Annotated in this window: 12 protein-coding genes; 3 read left to right on the top strand and 9 right to left on the bottom strand. The window is 72.5% G+C overall.

The window, feature by feature from the left end:
- The 5 genes from RM779_RS16900 to RM779_RS16880 all read right to left on the bottom strand — a co-directional run bounded on the left by RM779_RS16900 (position 1) and on the right by RM779_RS16880 (position 7,360).
- On the bottom strand, positions 1-1,818 hold the full coding sequence (locus tag RM779_RS16900; protein WP_311618526.1) for an alpha/beta hydrolase family protein: 1,818 nt from the start codon (positions 1,816-1,818) through the stop codon (positions 1-3).
- Positions 1,815-3,095, bottom strand: coding sequence for an MFS transporter (locus RM779_RS16895; RefSeq protein ID WP_311618525.1), 1,281 nt, complete (start codon positions 3,093-3,095; stop codon positions 1,815-1,817). Before RM779_RS16895 ends, RM779_RS16900 begins: the two co-directional genes overlap by 4 nt.
- A gap of 453 nt (positions 3,096-3,548) precedes the next feature.
- Positions 3,549-4,448 carry a bifunctional helix-turn-helix transcriptional regulator/GNAT family N-acetyltransferase gene (locus RM779_RS16890; protein WP_311618524.1) on the bottom strand — a complete coding sequence of 300 codons (900 nt, stop codon included), beginning with the start codon at positions 4,446-4,448 and terminating at the stop codon, positions 3,549-3,551.
- A gap of 21 nt (positions 4,449-4,469) precedes the next feature.
- Positions 4,470-5,381, bottom strand: a complete 912-nt coding sequence (locus tag RM779_RS16885) for a phosphotransferase (RefSeq protein WP_311618523.1) — start codon at positions 5,379-5,381, stop codon at positions 4,470-4,472.
- A gap of 950 nt (positions 5,382-6,331) precedes the next feature.
- Positions 6,332-7,360, bottom strand: a complete 1,029-nt coding sequence (locus RM779_RS16880) for a terpene synthase family protein (RefSeq protein WP_311618522.1) — start codon at positions 7,358-7,360, stop codon at positions 6,332-6,334.
- A 349-nt stretch (positions 7,361-7,709) separates the two neighbouring features.
- Here RM779_RS16880 and RM779_RS16875 point away from each other — a divergent pair, with 349 nt between their 5' ends.
- A complete protein-coding gene (locus RM779_RS16875; RefSeq protein ID WP_311618521.1) occupies positions 7,710-8,768 on the top strand; it encodes a polyprenyl synthetase family protein in 1,059 nt (352 codons plus the stop codon).
- Positions 8,769-8,778: 10 nt separating this feature from the next.
- On the opposite strand, the gene RM779_RS16870 is transcribed toward RM779_RS16875, so the two are convergent.
- The 3 genes from RM779_RS16870 to RM779_RS16860 form a co-directional block, all read right to left on the bottom strand.
- Positions 8,779-10,185 carry an ABC1 kinase family protein gene (locus RM779_RS16870; protein WP_311618520.1) on the bottom strand — a complete coding sequence of 469 codons (1,407 nt, stop codon included), beginning with the start codon at positions 10,183-10,185 and terminating at the stop codon, positions 8,779-8,781.
- A 335-nt stretch (positions 10,186-10,520) separates the two neighbouring features.
- Entirely contained in the window at positions 10,521-10,778 is a 258-nt protein-coding gene (locus RM779_RS16865; RefSeq protein ID WP_311618519.1) for a hypothetical protein, read from the bottom strand.
- 226 nt (positions 10,779-11,004) lie between these two features.
- The gene (locus RM779_RS16860; protein WP_311618518.1) at positions 11,005-12,468 is read right to left on the bottom strand and encodes an MFS transporter; all 1,464 of its coding nucleotides are present in this window, start codon (positions 12,466-12,468) and stop codon (positions 11,005-11,007) included.
- A gap of 101 nt (positions 12,469-12,569) precedes the next feature.
- On the opposite strand from RM779_RS16860, the gene RM779_RS16855 reads away from it, so the two are divergent.
- Both RM779_RS16855 and argS read left to right on the top strand, forming a co-directional pair.
- Positions 12,570-13,241, top strand: a complete 672-nt coding sequence (locus RM779_RS16855; protein ID WP_311618517.1) for a TetR/AcrR family transcriptional regulator — start codon at positions 12,570-12,572, stop codon at positions 13,239-13,241.
- Positions 13,242-13,411: 170 nt separating this feature from the next.
- Positions 13,412-15,175, top strand: coding sequence for an arginine--tRNA ligase (gene argS, locus RM779_RS16850; RefSeq protein WP_311618516.1), 1,764 nt, complete (start codon positions 13,412-13,414; stop codon positions 15,173-15,175).
- A 442-nt stretch (positions 15,176-15,617) separates the two neighbouring features.
- Here the strand turns inward: argS and RM779_RS16845 are convergent, their stop codons facing one another.
- Positions 15,618-17,114: a helix-turn-helix domain-containing protein gene (locus RM779_RS16845; RefSeq protein ID WP_311618515.1), complete on the bottom strand. Its 1,497-nt coding sequence runs from the start codon at positions 17,112-17,114 to the stop codon at positions 15,618-15,620.
- Between the last annotated feature and the right edge of the window lie 479 nt (positions 17,115-17,593).

Here is a 17,593-nt window from a genome sequence, read left to right as displayed (position 1 = left end):
CTACCTCCTCTCGGGGGACCGGTGGGGCGGGACCAACCCGGCCCGTGGTGTGCGCAGTCCACGGGCCAGGAAGTAGAGGCCGTGCCGCAGCACGCGCACGTGGTCGGCGCCGTCGAGGCCGTCGTGGCCGGAGTCCAGCCATAACTCCTCGCAATGCCCGCCGGCCTCGCGCAGCGCGTTCAGGTAGCTGCGCACCTGTTCCGGCGGGCACTTGGCGTCCCGGGTCGCGGCGATGACCAGCAGGGGCGCGCGGACCGACGAGACGCACGTCAGGGGGGAGGACCGCGCGTAGCGCTCGGGCACCTGCTCCGGGGTGCCGCCGAACAGTTCGCTGTCCAGCGCGCGCAGCGCCGGGGTGGCCAGGTGCCAGGCGGTGACGTAGTCGGCGAGGGGCTTGACGGCGACCGCGGCCCGCCACAGCGCGGGCTGGCGCCCCAGCGCGAGCAGCACCAGGTACGCGCCCCACGAGGTGCCCCACAGGCCCACCGCCGCGGGATCGGCGATGCCCGCGGCGACCAGGTCGGCGCGCACCGCCGCCAGGTCGGCGATCTGCGTCCATCCCACGCCCCGGCTCCAGGCCGCGCGCCAGCGCGGGCCGTAGGCGGTGGAACCGCGGTAGTTGACCCGGGCGACCGCGAGACCGGACGCGACCAGCGAGTGAACGGCCGGGTCGTAGGCGTCCTTGTCGTGGCGTGCGGGCCCGCCGTGCACGAGGAACACGACAGGTCCCGGCGCGGTGCGCCCGGGCGGCAGCGCGAGCAGCGTGTGCACCGGCCCGTCGGGCCCGTCGGTCCACCGTTCCCGCACCTCGGCGTCCAGCGGCGGTGGGGAGGGCGGCGGCGGGGGCAGGTGCCGGGTGGTCGGGCCGAAGGAGAGGACGTGGGCGGGCGTCGTGGTGTCGGTGAACAGGCAGTGCACGGTGCCGTCGGCCTCTGCCGTGGCGTCCAGCACCGTTCCCGGCGGCGTGGGCACCGTCCGGGTGCGGGCACGGTCCAGGTCGGCCGAGGTCAGGACGCTGCGGCCGTGGCGTTCCTGCCGGATGAGGACCCGCCGCCCCCGCGGGTACCACTGGGCGGTGATCTCGGTGTCGAACGTGCACCCCGGGTGGGCGGTGAGGCCCCGGTCGGCGCGCCAGGTCACCACCTGGTAGCCGTCGGCGTGTTCGCGCACCAGCAGCAGCTCCGTGTGGCCGGGGGCGAAGCCGAGCGGCCAGACGCGGCCCGCGCGGCCGGACAGCACCGCGGCGGCCCGGCCGCGCGGGGTGAGGACGGTGACCGCCTCGTGGTCCCCTGGGGCGCGGGCGATGGCCAGCAGCCCGGCCTGCGGGCAGTACCCGGCCAGCCGCGCGCGGCCGGGGAAGCGCAGCACGTGCCGGGGCGGCGCGCCGCGCCGGCCGATCCGCACGGTCAGGCCCTCGTCGTCCGCGAGACCGGCCGCGGCCATCGTTCCCCCGGGGAGGATCAGCCCGGCCGGGCGGCCCCGAGGCACGACGCCGGCGAACGCGGGAACGTCGGGGCCGCCGGCGAAGTCCTGCGTCTGCCACTCCCCGGTGCCGTCGGCCCGTTCCGCGAACCACCAGATCACGCCGTGCGGATCGATGGCGCACCGCACCGTTCCCGTGGGCCGGTCGGTGACCTGGCGCGCCTCCCGGCGGCCCGCGTGCCAGGCGAAGATCTCGCAGCGCCCCCTGGCGTCCCCGACGAACGCCATCCACGCCGGGTTGTCACGGCAGACCGACGGCAGGACCGGCCGGGAGACGGTGAACTGCCCCGCGTCCGCGCCGCTCGTCCCCGTACTGATCTTCCCCGCGCCGCTCATCCGGCCTCCTCGCGTGCCGCGTCCGGCAGGGCCGCCGCGGCGGCGCCGTCCTCCGACGCCCGCAGGGCGGGGGCCACCACCCGCGAGGCGTACACCGCCACCAGCGCCATCACCCCGGCCCCGGCCACCGCCACCCCCGCGGTGCCGGCCACGGCGACCAGGGCGCCGGCGACGAGCGGCGCGGCGGTGGTCGCGATCCCGGAGACGGTGTTGAGCACGGTGCCGACCCGGGCCTGCAAATCGGGCGGGGTGACCGCGATGGCCCTGGCGGCCAGCAGTACGGCCAGGGTGGGCACCAGCAGCGACACCATCGCGAACAGCGCGCCGTAGGCCCACGCCCCGGTCGCGAGAGCCAGCCCCGCGGCCACCACGACCACCGCCCAGGACACCAGCACCGTGAGCCGCGCGGCCGACACCCGCCGCGCCAGGCGCGGCGCGATCAGCGCGCCGGCCACGCCCGCCGCCCCGGCCACGGCCAGCACCGTGCCGATCGCCACGGTGCCGGCGCCGTTCCGTTCCAGGGTGAAGACCGCCCCGTAGTACAGGGCGGCCAGCACCCCGTTGACGCCGGTCATCCACCACAGCACCCCGCGCAGGAACGGCCGGCCGCCGACGAACCGCAGGCCCTCGCGCAGGTCGGTGAGCACCGTGGCCGCCCCCCGCCGTCCTGGCCCCCGGCCGGTGCCGAGCGACAGATCGGTACGGACCCCGCGGACGCACACCACGGCGAGGAGGTAGGTGAACGCGTCGACGGCGAACGGCAGCCAGCGGGCGGCGTGGAACAGCGCCCCGCCCAGCACGGGGCCGACCACGAGCGCCCCCTGTTCGCCGGCCTGGAGCCGGGAGACCGCCCGCGGATACCCCGCGGGCGCCACCACCGCGGCCACCCACCCCTGCGCGGCGGCGGCGTAGACGCAGGTGGCGATCCGTTCCACGGTCACCGCCAGGCACAGGGCGCCCAGCGGCGGCCGGTCGCCCGTGGCGAGGAACGCGACCGCGCCCATGGCCGCGGCGCCGGTCAGCGCCGCGCAGATCATCAGGGGGCGGCGCGCGCCGCGGTCGGCCAGGACGGCGGCGAACGGTCCCGCGGCCAGTCCGGCGAGCAGGGACACCGACACGACGGCGCCGGCGAGTGCGGGGGAGTGCCCGGCGGCGAGGAGTAACAGCGGGAGGACGACGCCGGAGACCTGGGTGCCCAGGGAGTCGGCGGCCGACGCGGTCCACAGGAGCCGGAAGTCATGTGATGACGTCGTGTGTCTTCTGTGGGGACCTGTCATGCCACCTCCTCCGATGTGAGAGCACCGGATGCTAGGAGAGGCGGTGGAGGGCCACAAGGACGCGCGTAGAGCCGCGGCCTCGCCCTCCTCGGATGTGTGCAGAAGTTGAGGGGGGATGTGAAAAATCCGCGTTCGGGGAGGGTGGCGCGGTCCCGCGGTGCCGCCGCTGCCTTTGCTTCCGTGAGCCGCTCGGCGGCGAGGGGGTGTGTGCGGCGCGTGCGGCGGTGCGTTCGCGCCGCTTCGGGGCCGCGGGAGGTGGGGGACCTGCTGGGGTTCACGGGGAACGCGAGGCGACGGCGCGTCCGTTTCGCCCGCACCCGGCCCCGGCGGCAGGCGTTCTCGTCAGCGAATCACCGTCCGGTGTGCGCGGGGCGGGCCGCGCGGCGGCGGTTGGCCGGATAACGCTCCTCCGGCCACCGTTTTGAGCCGCGCGCCCCGCGGGCGGGCCGGTCGTCACCCCGCCGGAGGCGCCGCGACGTGCTTCTCGAACCAGTGGTGCGCGTAAGGCTCGTCGTTGAAGGCGGCCACCTCGCGGAAGCCGGCGGAGTGGTACAGGCCGATCGCGGCGGTGAGTGCCTTGTTGGTGTCCAGGCGCAGCACGGTGTGTCCCGCCCGGGCGGCCCGCGTCTCAAGATCGGCCAGGAAGCGGCGCCCCAGGCCGAGGCCCCGCGCGCGGGGTGCCACCCACATGCGCTTGATCTCCGCCGGGGCGTCGGGCGGCAGTTTCAGCCCCGCGCAGCCGACGGGCTCGCCGTGCAGCCGGGCGACGAGGAACAGGCCCTGCGGGGGCCTGAGGGCGCCCGCGTCGGGCAGCAGGCTGTGGCCCGGGTCGAAACCGGTGTCGAAGCACGCCTGCATCTCGGCGAAGTACGACCGCAGGCAGTGCCGGGCGTCGGGGTGGTCGGGGTCGGTGGGCTCCAAGGCCACGGTGGCGGCCGTCAGCAGGTGTTCGACCTCCGCCATGGCGGCGACGAGCCGGGCGCGCTGGTCCGCGTTGAGCGGTTCGAGCAGCGAACGGGCCAGGTCGTCGCTGCGGCCGTCGAGCGCGGCGCGCTCCGCGCGGCCGGCCTCGGTGAGCCGCGCGGTCCGCACCCGCCGGTCCCCTGGCCGGGTCACCACGGTCACCAGGCCGCCGGTCTCCAGGGCGCGGAGCAGGCGGCTGACGTACCCGGAGTCGAGCCCGAGCCGCTCCCGCAACTGCCGCACATCGCGGCCCTCTTCGCCGATCTCCCACAGCAGCCTGGCCTCGCCGACGGGCCGGTCGCGGCCCAGGTAACGGTCGTGGAGCACACCCACGCGCGCGGTGACGGTGCGGTTGAACCGCCGCAACTGGCCGATCTGCGCTGCATCCATTCTCTGACTCTAGTCAGATAACTATCGGTGTGTCGCCCCCGCCCCGCCCCCGGACGCGAGCACGCGGTCGAGTGCCTTCGTGCCGGCTGGTGCCCAGGTCGGCTTGCCGCCGGGGAGGCCGCGTTCGCCCGCCTGGCCGATGCAGACGAGCATCACTCCGAGCAGCACGGCCCACCCCCGTGCGCGGCGGATCGTCGCCTCGTCCGCGGGCGCGTACACCTCGAAGAAGCGGTTGTTCGCGCCCGCGGGCAGGAGCAGCCAGGCGGCCGCGAGGTCGGCCGCCGGGTCGCCGGCGCAGAGTTCGCCGAAGTCGACGATGCCAGCGAGCGTTCCGTCCGCGACGACGACGTTCGCCGGGTGGAGGTCGCCGTGCAGCCATACCGGCGGCCCCGCCCAGCCGGGCGCGGCGAGGGCGTCGTGCCACACGTCGAGCACGGCGCGCGGCACGCGGGAGGCGACGTCCCGGAACTGGGTGTCCATGCCCGCGATGTGTGTGCCGAGGGGAACGCTGCGCAGCCGACTGGTGGGCGCGTCGGGCGGCGCCTGCTGGTGGAGGGCCCGCAGGAAGCCCGCCAGGGCGTCGGCCGCGTGGTGGCCCCGGCTGATCGGCGCGCGGTCGGCCGGCTCGCCCGGTACCCACGCGGCGATGGTCCAGGGCTTCGGGAAGCGCGCGGTCGGCTCGCCGAACCGCAGGGGGACCGGCACCGGCAGCGGCAGGCGGGGGGCCAGACGTGGGAGCCACGTGTGCTCTTTGCGGAGCAGGTCGGGGGCGCGCTCCGTGCGGGGCAGGCGTACGACCAACTCCTCGCCGAGACACCACAGTTGGTTGTCCCAGCTGAGGGGTGCCGGGCGGAGGGCGAGGTCGGCGAGGTCCGGGTGCTGAGCCCGCAGGAGGGCACGCAGGCCGGGCTCGTCCAGCTCGACGTCGTCCATGTGTGCAGCCTCCGCCCCTCATCGTGCCGGTCGCCGAGACCATTTGAGGCTCACCAGCAGGTGCGGAGCAACTCCCGTGCGGACGGGCCGCCGTGAACAGCGGCCCGCATCACGGCCATCCGGTGGCATCAGCGGCCCGGGTCTCCGGGCTTCCCCTCCTGGTCGCTGAGGGAACGCAGAAGCTCGACCAGTGAGTTCATCTGGTCTGCCAGGGCGTCCCATCTGTCGCCGTAGTGCCGCTGTGCCGGGACGCCGCCGCCCCCGGCGTCGTTGCCGTCAGTGCGGCTCTGCGGGCCGCCGGCCTCGGCCAGCGGGCCCGGACCGCCGCCTGGTGGCGGAGGGGCCGGTGGCGGAGGCGGTCCCCAGGGGGGTGGGAGAAGGGCCCACGGAGGTGGCGGCGGAGGGCCGCCGGGAGGCGGGCCTGGTGGGGGCGGCGCCCCCCAGGGCGGTGGAAGTGGGCTCCAGGGAGGCGGCGGGCCGCCGGTAGGCGGGACGAGCGCTCCCCAGGGCGGCGGAGGAGCGACGGGCGGAAACGGGCCCCAGGGCGAGCGAGACCGCCACTGCCTGCGCCCGCTGTGGTCGACAACATCGTCGAACGCTTCCTTGAGGTCATCGGTGAGGTCGCCCACCAAATCCCTCACGGTGTTGGTCAGGCTCTTTGCCACGCCATTAGTCCTTTCCGCTGCCTCTTCCAGGAAGTTGGAGGCACGGACGCGTCCTTTGTCATACGCATCCACCGTAAAGCCGCTATCAGGGAGAGGGCAAGAGGGCTTCCGTTAAAGGTATTTACATATTGACCTGGCGCGTTCCCGGTATTTCCGCATCGCCGTTGTCGGCTTCGTTTTCGGCCGCGCCGGGAACGAAGTTCGATGATCGCGGATTGACATCGCGCGTGCGGCATCGAGCAGTTCCGATCGGAAGGCGCGGGCCCGGGCCGTCGATCAGCCCGGTCAGGCCAGGTTCTCGTCCCACCACCATGCGATGCTCGGCGTGACACCCGGCGCGGCGCGCGGGTCGGTGGGGCTCTCGGCCCAGTGCAGGGATGTCGAGCTGTCCAGCGGGTCGGGCACCTGGCCGAGGCTGAGGTAACGGGGGACCCGCAGGCCCCATTCCGCGTTGCCGCGAATCCCGTGGCCGAGCCCCTGGAGATAGGTGCGCAGTTCCATGCTGGCCCGCGCACGCACGCGTGCGGCAAGCTGGAGGAAGCGGTCGAGCACGCGGTCCCTGAGAGCGGCCGCCGAGACGAGGGCCTCGGCAAGCGACAGGCGATGGTGGCGCATGAGGACCGTGTAGATGTTCTGGCCGGTATGGCCTCGCATGGCTTCTTTTTGGGCTGAGTGCCGGTCGTTGTCGAGTGCGGCGACAAGGATCGCCATTTCGGTGAGTGCCCGAACGGGCGGACTGTCCAGCTCTCCCGCCGGAATTTCTGCGTTGTTTGCCAACTCAAGCATGGCGAAGGTCGGTTCGCCACCGGCGGCCAGAAGGCGCATGCCCAGATACTCGTCCAGATCGGGGATGGTACCGGCCGCCTCGTTGCCGATCTGCCAGACGACTCCGGAGAGCCAGGCCCGATGAGCCAGCGCAAAACGTCTGACCTGAACGGGGCTGCCGAGAGTGCGGAAGGTGCCGACGATTTTTTGCAGTGGCGGAATGAGACGTTCCCTGGTGTCGGACGCCGAGGGCGCCTCCACGGCGCGCTGCACGCGGCCGGCCAGAATCGCGAACTGGTCGGGACGGCTGCTCAGTGGGCCGTTGTCGCAGCGGGCGTCGTCGAATGCGAACCCCCAATAAACCCACAGGGCGGTGGCGAGCAGGCGGTCGTCATCGGCGAAGGGGGCGAAACGAGCATAGAAGTTCACACTGTGAGTGGCCGTGATCCACCGGTATTCGTCATCCGTCGCGCACATCTGTGAACGCCTGATCCAGATATTGGCCCTGCGTTCGATCTCTTGGACGCGGGGATGGATGGCGGGCTCCACGGGGCAGTAGATCGGAGGAACTTCGAAGTCGGTCCCGGATGTGACCACAGGTGACCTCCCTGGCGTGGCGAATCTCGCGCACTCTCCAAGAAGAATTTCGGCGAACTCCGCCCGGTTAATCGTTGGTTTCCCCCGTTTCACTCGAAGGGGTGTCGCATGCCCGGCAAGTTGATTTCCGGATCGTCCGCTCATCGCCCGTTCGGGTGAACGGCTGATTCCGGGTCTTGTTTCATGCGGCGCTACTGATTTTCAATTGCGGATACTGCCTGGCGGAGTCAGAGGCGCCGTCCTTTTCCAGGCCGGTGCGCCTGAGCTCGTCGGGTCGGGAGACTGATGAGAGGAGACCTGCGTGGTACCTGCCTCCGCATCCCTTGTCGAGCAAATCTCTTCCGCCCAACAGACCTTGAGGCGATGCCGCGGCATCGTTCGGCCGGCCCTGATGGCCACCATCGACCGACTGCCTCCCTCGACACATCAATTGGCGCTCTACGCATGCAATGGAGGAGCCTCCGGAGCGACGGAAGAGGGATCGGGCGGCAAGGGCGTGCGGCAGGCTTTCGCGGTCCTGGCCGGCGAGGCGGTGGGCGGCCGGGCCGAGTCGGCCATTCCCGCGGCGGTCGCCGCGGAGTTGATCCACAACTTCAGCCTGATTCACGACGACATCATCGACAAGGACGAGTGGCGTCGGCACCGTCCCGCCGTGTGGAAGGCCTTCGGTACCGGTCCCGCCGTACTGGCCGGGGACGCGCTGCTCGCTCTCGCCGTGGAGGTGGTGAGCACATCGGCCGGGGACCGGTGTCCGCAGGCCCTGCGCCTGCTGTGCACGGCGCTGTCCGGGCTGATGCGCGGGCAGGCTCAGGACCTCCAGTTCGAGGACCGGCCATGGCAGGGGCCGGACGCGGTCGTGCCGGAGGAATACTGGCTGATGGTCGCCGGCAAGACCGGCGCGCTTTTCGCCGGCGCGGCGGCCCTGGGCGCGTTGCTGGCCGGCGGTGAGCCACGGATGGTCGAGGCATTCGCCACGGCCGGACAGGAATTCGGCATGGCCTTCCAGACAATCGACGACGCGCTCGGCATCTGGGGCGACCCGCGGAAGACCGGGAAGCCGGTCGGCAGCGACCTGCGACGCCGGAAGAAGACGCTGCCGGTGCTGGTGACTCTGGCAAGGGGCGATGCCCCTGCTCGGCGCCTGGCCAGCCTGCTGGAAACGGAAACGGAGTTCGACGAGCAGAACACGGCGGCTGCCACCGCGCTGATCGAAGAGGCCGGAGGACGGGACCTGGTCATGGCCGAGGGACAGCGGGCACTCGGCCGCGCCCACCAGGCCCTGGCGGACGTGCCCCTGCTCCCGCGGACATGGATGGAGTTGACCGCTCTGTCGGAGTACCTCGTCAGCCGGACCTCCTGACCGTGAAAGCTCAGCCGGCGCCGGAAGTTCTCCTGGGGGCCACGCCGCCGGCCAGGCCCCGCAGCAGGCCCCGGACCTGCCCGGCCACCGTGGGGATGCCGATGAGCAGTTCCATGGTGGTGCGGGCAATCTGTTCGGTGGAGGTGGTCTCCGCGACGAGGGCCCGCAGCACGGTGATCAGCTCCTCGCGGAAGACATCGACCACCGACAGCTCAGGGGCCAGGCAGCGCACCGAGCCTTCCACATTGCCGAACGCCTTCCCCAGCAGCGAGATTGCGGGATTCGTGCTGATGCCTCGCTTCGTGGAGCAGGTGACGATCTTCGTCAGCGTGATGCCGAAGTCCAGCTCTCCCAAAGACGCGTCGGCGATCTTGGGCACGAGCATGGCCATGTCGTTCATGAAGGCGGCCTGTTGTGCCCGGGGGGTGGCATGGCCGAGCTCGGCCCACGCCGTGGCCAGTCCGTGGCCGTCGTTCTGGGCGAGGTTGAGCAGGATGAGAACCAGCAGCATCGCCGTGCGACGGTCGATACGGCCCACCATGCCCCAGTCGATCAGGGTGGCCGGCTTCCCGGGGGCGACGAAGACGTTGCCCGGGTGGGGGTCGGCATGGAAGAAGCGGTCGACGAAGAATCCGCGGAAGAGGAGCGACAGCAGGTCCCGGCCGATGGCCATGCGCTCGTCCGTCGTGAAGGCGTCCGGATCGGCATGGCGGATGGACGTGCCGGGGGCGAGGCTCTGCACCAGGACCCGAGGGGTTGCCGTGTACACATAGGGAACCGCGAGGTGGTCGAATCCGCTCGCCAGCTCGCGGGCTCTCTTCATATTGCGCGCTTCGCTGGTGAAGTCCAACTCCGGCCGCATCGCATCGAAAATGACCGCGAGCATGGCCTCGGCGTCGATGAGCGAACTGAACCGCGGCGCCGCCCGGCCGATGAGGCGGGTGGTCCTGCGCAGCAGTGCCATGTCCTGCAGCATCACGTCCCGGACGCCGGGCCGCTGGATCTTCACCACCGCGGCCCTGCCGTCCGGCAGATCCGCCCGGTAGACCTGCGCGAGGGAGGCGGCCCCCAGCGGCTGGTCCGTATCGATGTCGGAGAATCGCGCTGTCCAGCCCGGACCCAGCTCCTCATCGAGCACCGGCTCCAGCTGAGAGAACGGGAGGACGTTGGCGTGATCGTGCAGCTTTGCCAGCTCAGGAAGAACGTATTCAGGGACGATGTCGGGCCGCGTCGACAGAATCTGTCCGACCTTGATCCAGAAAGGGCCCAGATCTTCCAGTGCCGCCCGGACTTTCCGTGCGCGCTCGATCCCCTGCGCCGGGAGGCCACCGCGTCGTGGCCCGACGATATTCCTGATCTCCGTGGCCAGCAGATCACCCAGAACCCGGGTCACCACTCGCCGCCGCGTGCTGCTCAACCCGTGGCCGCCTTGCCCGCCGCCGGCCTGCCTGGGCCGTGTCGTTCGGATCTTCGCGGGGCCGCGCCGCCCCCAGACTCCTCCCCCAGACTTCGTCCGGGAGGTGCCCCCAGGGAGGTGACCCCAGCTACGGCACCTCTCCCTCCTTGCCCGCCACCGGGCAGGAGGGGCCCAGTTGTCGCATCGCGCGAGTACGTCCCCCAGACTTCGTCCGGGAGGTGCCCCCACGTACGAGCTGCGATCCTCCGCCGATGGGGGCACCTCCCCGCCGCCAGGCTGGGGGAGCACCGCATCCAACGACGCGACCTGATCCACGAAGATCCAAACGACACGACCTAGCCCCGTGACCTTCGCCTGATGTCCGCGGTGACCCCGTCGGCCACGGACCGCAGCGCACCGAGCAACGCGGCGACCCGGTCCGCCGGATCGTCCCCCTTCGCAGGCCCGCGGTCCGCTTCCGGGCCCGTGGGACGTCCCGGTCCGCCGGCCTCCCTGTCCGGGCCGAGTGCGGCCACTTCGTCAAATGCACCTTTCAGATCATCAGTGAGATCACCGACGAGTTTTCTGGTGATTTCTTCAAGGCTCTTGGCCATGCCTCACTCATTTCTGGAAGACGCGGTACGACGCTGTCCGCCGCGGCGATTCTCTCCGGCGGCGTCGGACTTCCGGGCCGGGTAGCCATTGACTAGCCCGGAGCCAGGTCCGCGACACGCGGCGAGACCACGGATCGCCCGAACGTGTGGGTTGTGCGGTCGGATGATCCTTCCCGCGGCCCGCTTTGGCCCGGTGAGCGGTGCGCCCCGGCGGCCCCGGCGGCCGTCAGCCGTCGGCCGCGACGGTGGCGGGGGCGGCGGGGTGCGGTGCGTGCTGGGCCGGTGGGGCGGCCGGGCGGTGGGCGGGCAGGAAGGCGGCGATGGCCAGGGCGGCGAGGGCGGCGCCGGCGCCGATGGCCATGACGACGCGGAAGCCGTTCTGGCTCGGCACGGTGGCGGCCCCGAGCGTGAGGGTCATCTGGGCGAGGACGACTGCCGCGACGGCGCTGGAGACGGAGGTGCCGATGGAACGCATCAGGGTGTTGAGGCTGTTGGCCGCGGCGGTTTCCGAGACGGGCACGGCGGCCATGATCAGGGCCGGCATGGCGCCGTAGGCGAGGCCGATGCCGGCGCCGATCACCGCGGAGACCAGGACGAGTTGCCAGATCGCCGACATGAGCACGGTGCCGAGTCCGTACCCGGCCGCGACGACGACGGCACCCGCCATCAGCGTGACCTTGGGTCCGCGGGTGCGGGAGATGAGCGCGGACATCGGCGCGACGGCCATCATGACCAGGCCGGAGGGGCCCATGACCAGGCCGACGGTCAGCATCGACGCGCCCAGGCCGTAGCCGGTGGCCTCCGGCAGCTGGAGCAACTGGGGCAGCACGAGCGACATCGCGAACATCGCGAAGCCGAAGACGGCGGAGGCGAGGTTGGTCAGCAGCACCTGGCGGCGCACGGTGGTGCGCAGGTCGACCAGCGGTTCGGCCGCGCGCCGTTCCCACGAGACCCACAGGGCGAGGATGGCGGCCGAGGCGCAGAACAGGCCGAGGGTGAGCCCGCTGGTCCAGCCCCAGTCGCCGCCCTTGGAGATCGCGAGCAGCAGGCAGACCAGCGCCGCGGACAGCCCGGCGGCGCCGACCAGGTCGAAACGCCCGCCGCCGCGGACCCCGGATTCGGGGATGAGGAGCACCACGAACGCGGTGGCGAGTGCGCCCATGCCGGCCGCGCCCCAGAACAGGACGTGCCAGTCGACGCGTTCGGCGAGGAAGGCGGACGCGGGCAGGCCGAGCGCGCCGCCGATGCCGAGCGAGGCGCTCATCAGCGCGGTGGCGGCGCCGAGCCGGTGGGGCGGCAGTTCGTCGCGCATGATGCTGATGCCCAGCGGGATGACGCCCGCGGCAAGGCCCTGGAGCGTACGTCCGACGATCATCGGTATCAGGCTGTCGCTGAGCGCGCCGATCACCGAGCCGGCGATCAGCAGGGCGAGGCTGACCAGGAGCATGCGCCGCTTGCCGTACATGTCCCCGAGACGGCCCGTCACCGGGGTGGCGACGGCTCCGGCGAGGAGCGTCGCGGTGATCGCCCAGGCGGCGTCGGACGACGAGGCGTTCAGGAGCCGGGGCAGTTCGGGCACCAGCGGAATCATGATCGTCTGCATCAGGGACACGACGATTCCCGCAAGGGCGAGCACCGCGACGATGCTGTTGGCGGACTTCGTCGCGGCCGGGGGTGGCGTACTCGTCACCACTGGTGACCTCCGTGTCGGCTTTTAAGTCATGCGCTTGACGTAAAGGTAACAGGGCGCGTTCACTGGTCCGGAGCCGCCGGTGGCGAAGGGAGCGCACGATGGACCACACGCACGGCACCCCGGCACGGGCATCCGGCAGGTCGGCGAGAGCGGACCGGGCCGGCGGCACCAGGGAGCTGATCCTCGCCGTCGCGGAGCGGCTGTTCGCGGAACGCGGGGTGTTCGCCGTGTCCAACCGGCAGATCAGCGAGGCCGCGGGGCAGGGCAACAACGCCGCCGTCGGGTACCACTTCGGCACCAAGACCGACCTGCTGCGGGCCATCGTGCGCAGGCACGGCGAGCGGACGGACACGCTGCGCGTGGCGATGCTCGACGAGATCGGCGACTCCACCGACGTGCGCGACTGGGTGTCCTGCCTCGTACGCCCCGGCACCCGGCACCTGGCCGAGCTGGGCGCCCCCACCTGGTACGCGCGGTTCGTCGTCCAGCTGATGACCGACCCGCAGCTGCGGGACATCGTGGTCGACGAGACCTTCGGGCCCTCGCTGGAGCGGACCGTCGACGGGCTCAACCGCTGCCTGCCCGAGCTGCCACTGCCCGTTCGCCTCGAACGCGGCGACATGGCCCGGCACCTGCAACTGCACATGCTCGCCGAGCGCGAACGAGCCCTGGCCGAGGGCACCCACACCGCCAGGTCGACCTGGGCCGAGTACGAGACCGGGATGATCGACGCACTGATCGGCCTGTGGCTCGCCCCCGTGACGCCGTAGCGCCGCGCAGCGGCATCGCCGTGACCTCCTACTATTAATAGTAGGAGCTCCGAGACCCGCGGTCCCGGCCCGCGCGGGGCCGCCTGCCGCCACCTCGCGCGTCCGCGGCTCCGCCGCCCTGTCATGCTTGACGCACTACGGTCCCTCGGACACAGGAGTGGTTCGCGAACATGGCTGAGCAGATCCAACCGCTGGCCGGTGAGGTGGAAGCGGCAGTGCGTGCGGCGATGGCGGAGGTGCTGCCGCCCGAGCTCGCCACCCAGGACCCGCTCGTGCGACGTTCCGACCGGGCGGACTACCAGGCCAATGCCGCCCTGTCGCTGGCCAAGCGCCTGGGCCGCAACCCGCGGGAGCTGGCGGGCGAGCTGCGGGACAGGGTGAGCGGGGCGGCGGCGCTTGCCTCCGTCGAGGTCTCGGGGCCCGGCTTCCTCAACATCACGCTCTCCGACGCGGCGCTGCTCGGCCGCCTCGCGGCCCGCGCCGCGGACCCGCGGCTCGGGGTGCCGGCCGGCCAGGCGGGGGAGACCGCCGTGATCGACTACTCGGCGCCGAATGTGGCCAAGGAGATGCACGTCGGGCACCTGCGTTCCACGCTGATCGGCGACGCCCTGGCACGCGTGCTCGGCTTCCTCGGGGCCAAGGTGGTACGGCAGAACCATGTGGGCGACTGGGGCACCCAGTTCGGCATGCTGATCCAGTACCTGTTCGAGCACCCGGAAGCCGCGTGGCGCGGCAAGGAGGTCGGCCAGGGCGAGACCGCGGGCGCGGTCTCGGCGCTGGACGCGCTGTACCGCACCGCCCGGCAGGAGTTCGACGCCGACCCCGAGTTCAAGCAGCGCGCCCAGCGGCGCGTGGTGGCCCTCCAGGCCGGTGACGAGGAGACGGTGGCCGCCTGGCGGGAGATCGTCGGCGAGTCCGAGACCGCGTTCCAGCAGATCTACGAACGTCTCGGCGTGCTGCTCACCCTCGACGACGTGCTGGGCGAGTCGTTCTACAACCCGTGGCTCCAGGAGGTCGTGGACGAGCTGCGCGAGAAGGGCATCCTGCGGGACAGCGAGGGCGCGAAGGCCGTCTTCTTCGACGACCAGCCCGTGCCGCTGCTGGTGCAGAAGACCGACGGCGGTTTCGGCTACGCGGCGACGGACCTCGCCACCATCCGGTACAGCATCCGGGAGCTGAAGGGAACGCGGCTGGTCTACGTTGTGGACGCCCGCCAGTCGCAGCACTTCCAGATGATCTTCGAGACGGCCCGCCGGGCGGGGTGGCTCACCGAGGGGGTCCGGGCGGTGCACGCCGCGAACGGCACCATCAACGGGCCGGACGGCAGGCCGTTCAAGACCCGTTCCGGCGGCACGGTGCGCCTGGCCGACCTGCTCGACAACGCGCTGCGGCGGGCGCGCGAGGTCGTCGCCGAGAAGGACCCGGGGCTCGGGGCCGAGGAGCTGGACGCCATCGCGCACGTGGCGAGCATCGGCGCGGTGAAGTACGCGGAGCTGTCCACCTCCAGGACGAAGGACTACTCCTTCGACGTGGACCGCATGGTCAGCTTCAACGGCCAGACCGGCGTCTACCTCCAGTACACGCACACCAGGATCGCGTCCATCATCCGCAAGGCCGGTGAACAGGGCGCCGAGACCGCCCGCTTCGACACCGGCCTCGCCCTGGAGCCGGCCGAGCACGCGCTCGCGCTGGAGCTCGACGAGTTCGGCGCGGCGCTCGACGCGGTCGCGGAGACGCTGGAGCCGCACCAGCTCGCCACGTACCTCTACGCCCTGGCGAAGGCGTTCACCACCTTCTACGAGTCCTGCCCGGTCCTGAAGGAAGGCGTGCCGACCGGTGTCCGCGCCAACCGGCTCGCCCTGTGCGGTCTGACGCGCGAAACGCTGGCACAGGGCCTCGCCCTGCTGGGCATCGAGGCACCGGACCGCATGTGAGAACGGGCGCCGCGCCGTTCCGTACAGGGCGCTGACCAGGCCGGACAGGTCCTGTCTGTCCGGGACGGCCGCCACCTCTTGCCCCGCGTCGCGCCGCACCAGCAAGCTCATGGGTGCCGGGCGGTCGGGGGGCCGCCCGGCGGCCCCGGCCCGCGCTCAGCGATCGTGCGCGGCGCGGGCCGGCGCGGGCCGGCGCGGCCGGAAGGCGTGCTCGAAGGTGCGGCCGGAAGGCGTGGCAGAACGGCAGAGAACGGGCGGGAACGGGGGCGGGCAGGCCGGGCCCCCCGGCCCCGGCCTGCCCCTACGGGCTCACCCCCCCGTGTGTCGCAGGACTCCTCCGCGGCCCTGCGCTCACCGAGGACGTTAGGGAGATCCCGGGCCGCGGGCCACCGTTCACAGTGCGCAGAATCGCCCGCGGGCTGTGCACAGTGCACAAGTCGGCTCAGCCGGGGCGCGCCAGGTCACCGCTGATGCGCAGCGCGTGCACCACGTCGTGCACCCCGGCGCCCGTCGTCAACAGGTCGCGGTTCAGCAGGCGTTCGGCGGCCCGCAGGCGGGCGGCGACCGTGCCGCGGCTGACCCCGAGACGGTGTCCCGTCCGCTGCGCGTTCGCGTCGGTCTCGATCCAGGCCCGCAGCGTGCCGCGCAGGTCCCGGCCGGCCGGATCGTCGAGGTCGCTGAGGACCGCCCCGGCCCAGGCGGTCGCCGCCGGGGTCCGCAGCAGCTCGTCAAGACCGGGCGCGTCCCGCCGCCCCGCGGCGCCCGGGTACGGGGGCGCGGGGTGCTGCGGGCCCGTGATGGACAGCGCGAGGGCCAGCGTGGCGCGCGCCAGGACGCTCTTCTGGCTGAGCCCCAGCGCCTCCTCGATGCGCTTCAGGTGGGCCGCGACGGTGTTGCGGCTGATCCCGAGCAGGCGCGCCACCCCGGAGTTGGAGAACGTCAGGGCCAGCCGCGTCACGTCGATCGTCAGCTTCGGGACGTCGCTCACCGGCCCGAGGAACTCCGTGGCCCAGGCGAGCGCGGGCTCGCGCGGCAGGAAACGTTCCAGCGGCGCCTGCCCGCGGTACGCGGCGACGCGCCCCGGCATGCCGCGGGCGACCGCGAGCGCGTGGCGGGCCTGCTCGTACGCCGCGGAGGTCTCGGCCGGCGGGTGCGGGTCGCTGATACCCAGCGCGTAGCCGGGGTTGTCGTCGACCAGGCGGCGCAGTTCGCCCGCGAGGCGGCTGCTGCGGCCGGTGCCCTCGGCGGTCAGGCAGATCAGGTGGTCGTCGTAGACGGGGCAGCGGACCAGGAGGTTGCGGCCGTGGTAGCCCGCGGCGTCCTGGTAGCGGTCGGTCAGCCGCGTGCGGTCCCCGGGCGCGCAGGCGAGCAGCCGCACCCGGAGCCGGTCGGCGTCGAGCAGCGGGGGAGCGGCGCCGACCGTCATGCGGCGCGCCAGCGTCGGGTCGCCCGACATCAGCGCCATGAACACGGCGAGCCGCAGCCGGCCCGACTTCTCGCGGTAGCCGCGGGACGCGGTCTCGGCCGCGCGCGCGGCGACCAGGGCGGCCAGCAGCGGAACGGCGTGCGAGACGAGTGCGGCGGCGCTTCGCGAGAGCACAGGCCCCGCGACGACCAGCACCGGGCGCAGTGGCCCGCTGCCGTGCGCTTCGCAGCGCATCTGAAGGGCGCCGGACCGCGTCACCGCGGCGGCCATACGCCCCGCGGCGAGCTGCGCGAGCACCGGGCGGACGGGATCGAGCACGCCCGGCGGGAAGCCGGGCGAGGACAGGACGATGCGCCCGTGGCCGTCCAGCCAGGCGACGCGCGCGCCGGTCTCCGTGTCCAGCCAGTCGATCAGTGCCTGCGGCACGGTCCGCGGGTCGTGCGCCGACAGGCGCCGCAGCTCCCCCAGTAACCGGTCGGCCCCTGCCGCGTTCGGTATCGGTGATGTCTCCATGCCCCCCTGCAATTCCTCCCCCTCCCCGGCGGCCGGCTTGCCCGGCAACGGGCCCGGCCGCCAAGCCTTCCGTGGCACGGGCGGCGGTGTCCCCGCGGAATCCCGCCGGCAGAAATGCGGACCGGATTGGCGGATTCCGCGGAGCGGCAGCGCCACCGTGTTACGGAGGGGCAGCGTAGTGCGATCCGGCGGGAATGCATAACGCGCCTGCGCGCGCTTGATGTTCGTTCAAGCCCCGGCGAATCGCCTACCGTCGGCGCCGACCGTGCGACCGGTCACGGCGCGGACCGGATACGGTCGCGGCCGGGGCGGTCCGAAGCGCGCATTTCGGTCCGTCGCCCCGGCGTATCCGGCCCGAATTCCGCAGGTGTATTCACGGCCGTTCCGCGTGTTATGTGCGTGTGATGCGCGAGGTATGCGCGAGGCATGCGCGGGGGAATCCGAGCAAACGCTCACGGACTCGAGGAGCTGACCCGAGT

Source organism: Streptomyces johnsoniae (genome assembly GCF_031845565.1).
GTDB classification, from domain to species: Bacteria; Actinomycetota; Actinomycetes; order Streptomycetales; family Streptomycetaceae; genus Streptomyces; species Streptomyces johnsoniae.
This window is presented reverse-complemented; position numbering and strand designations above follow the sequence as displayed.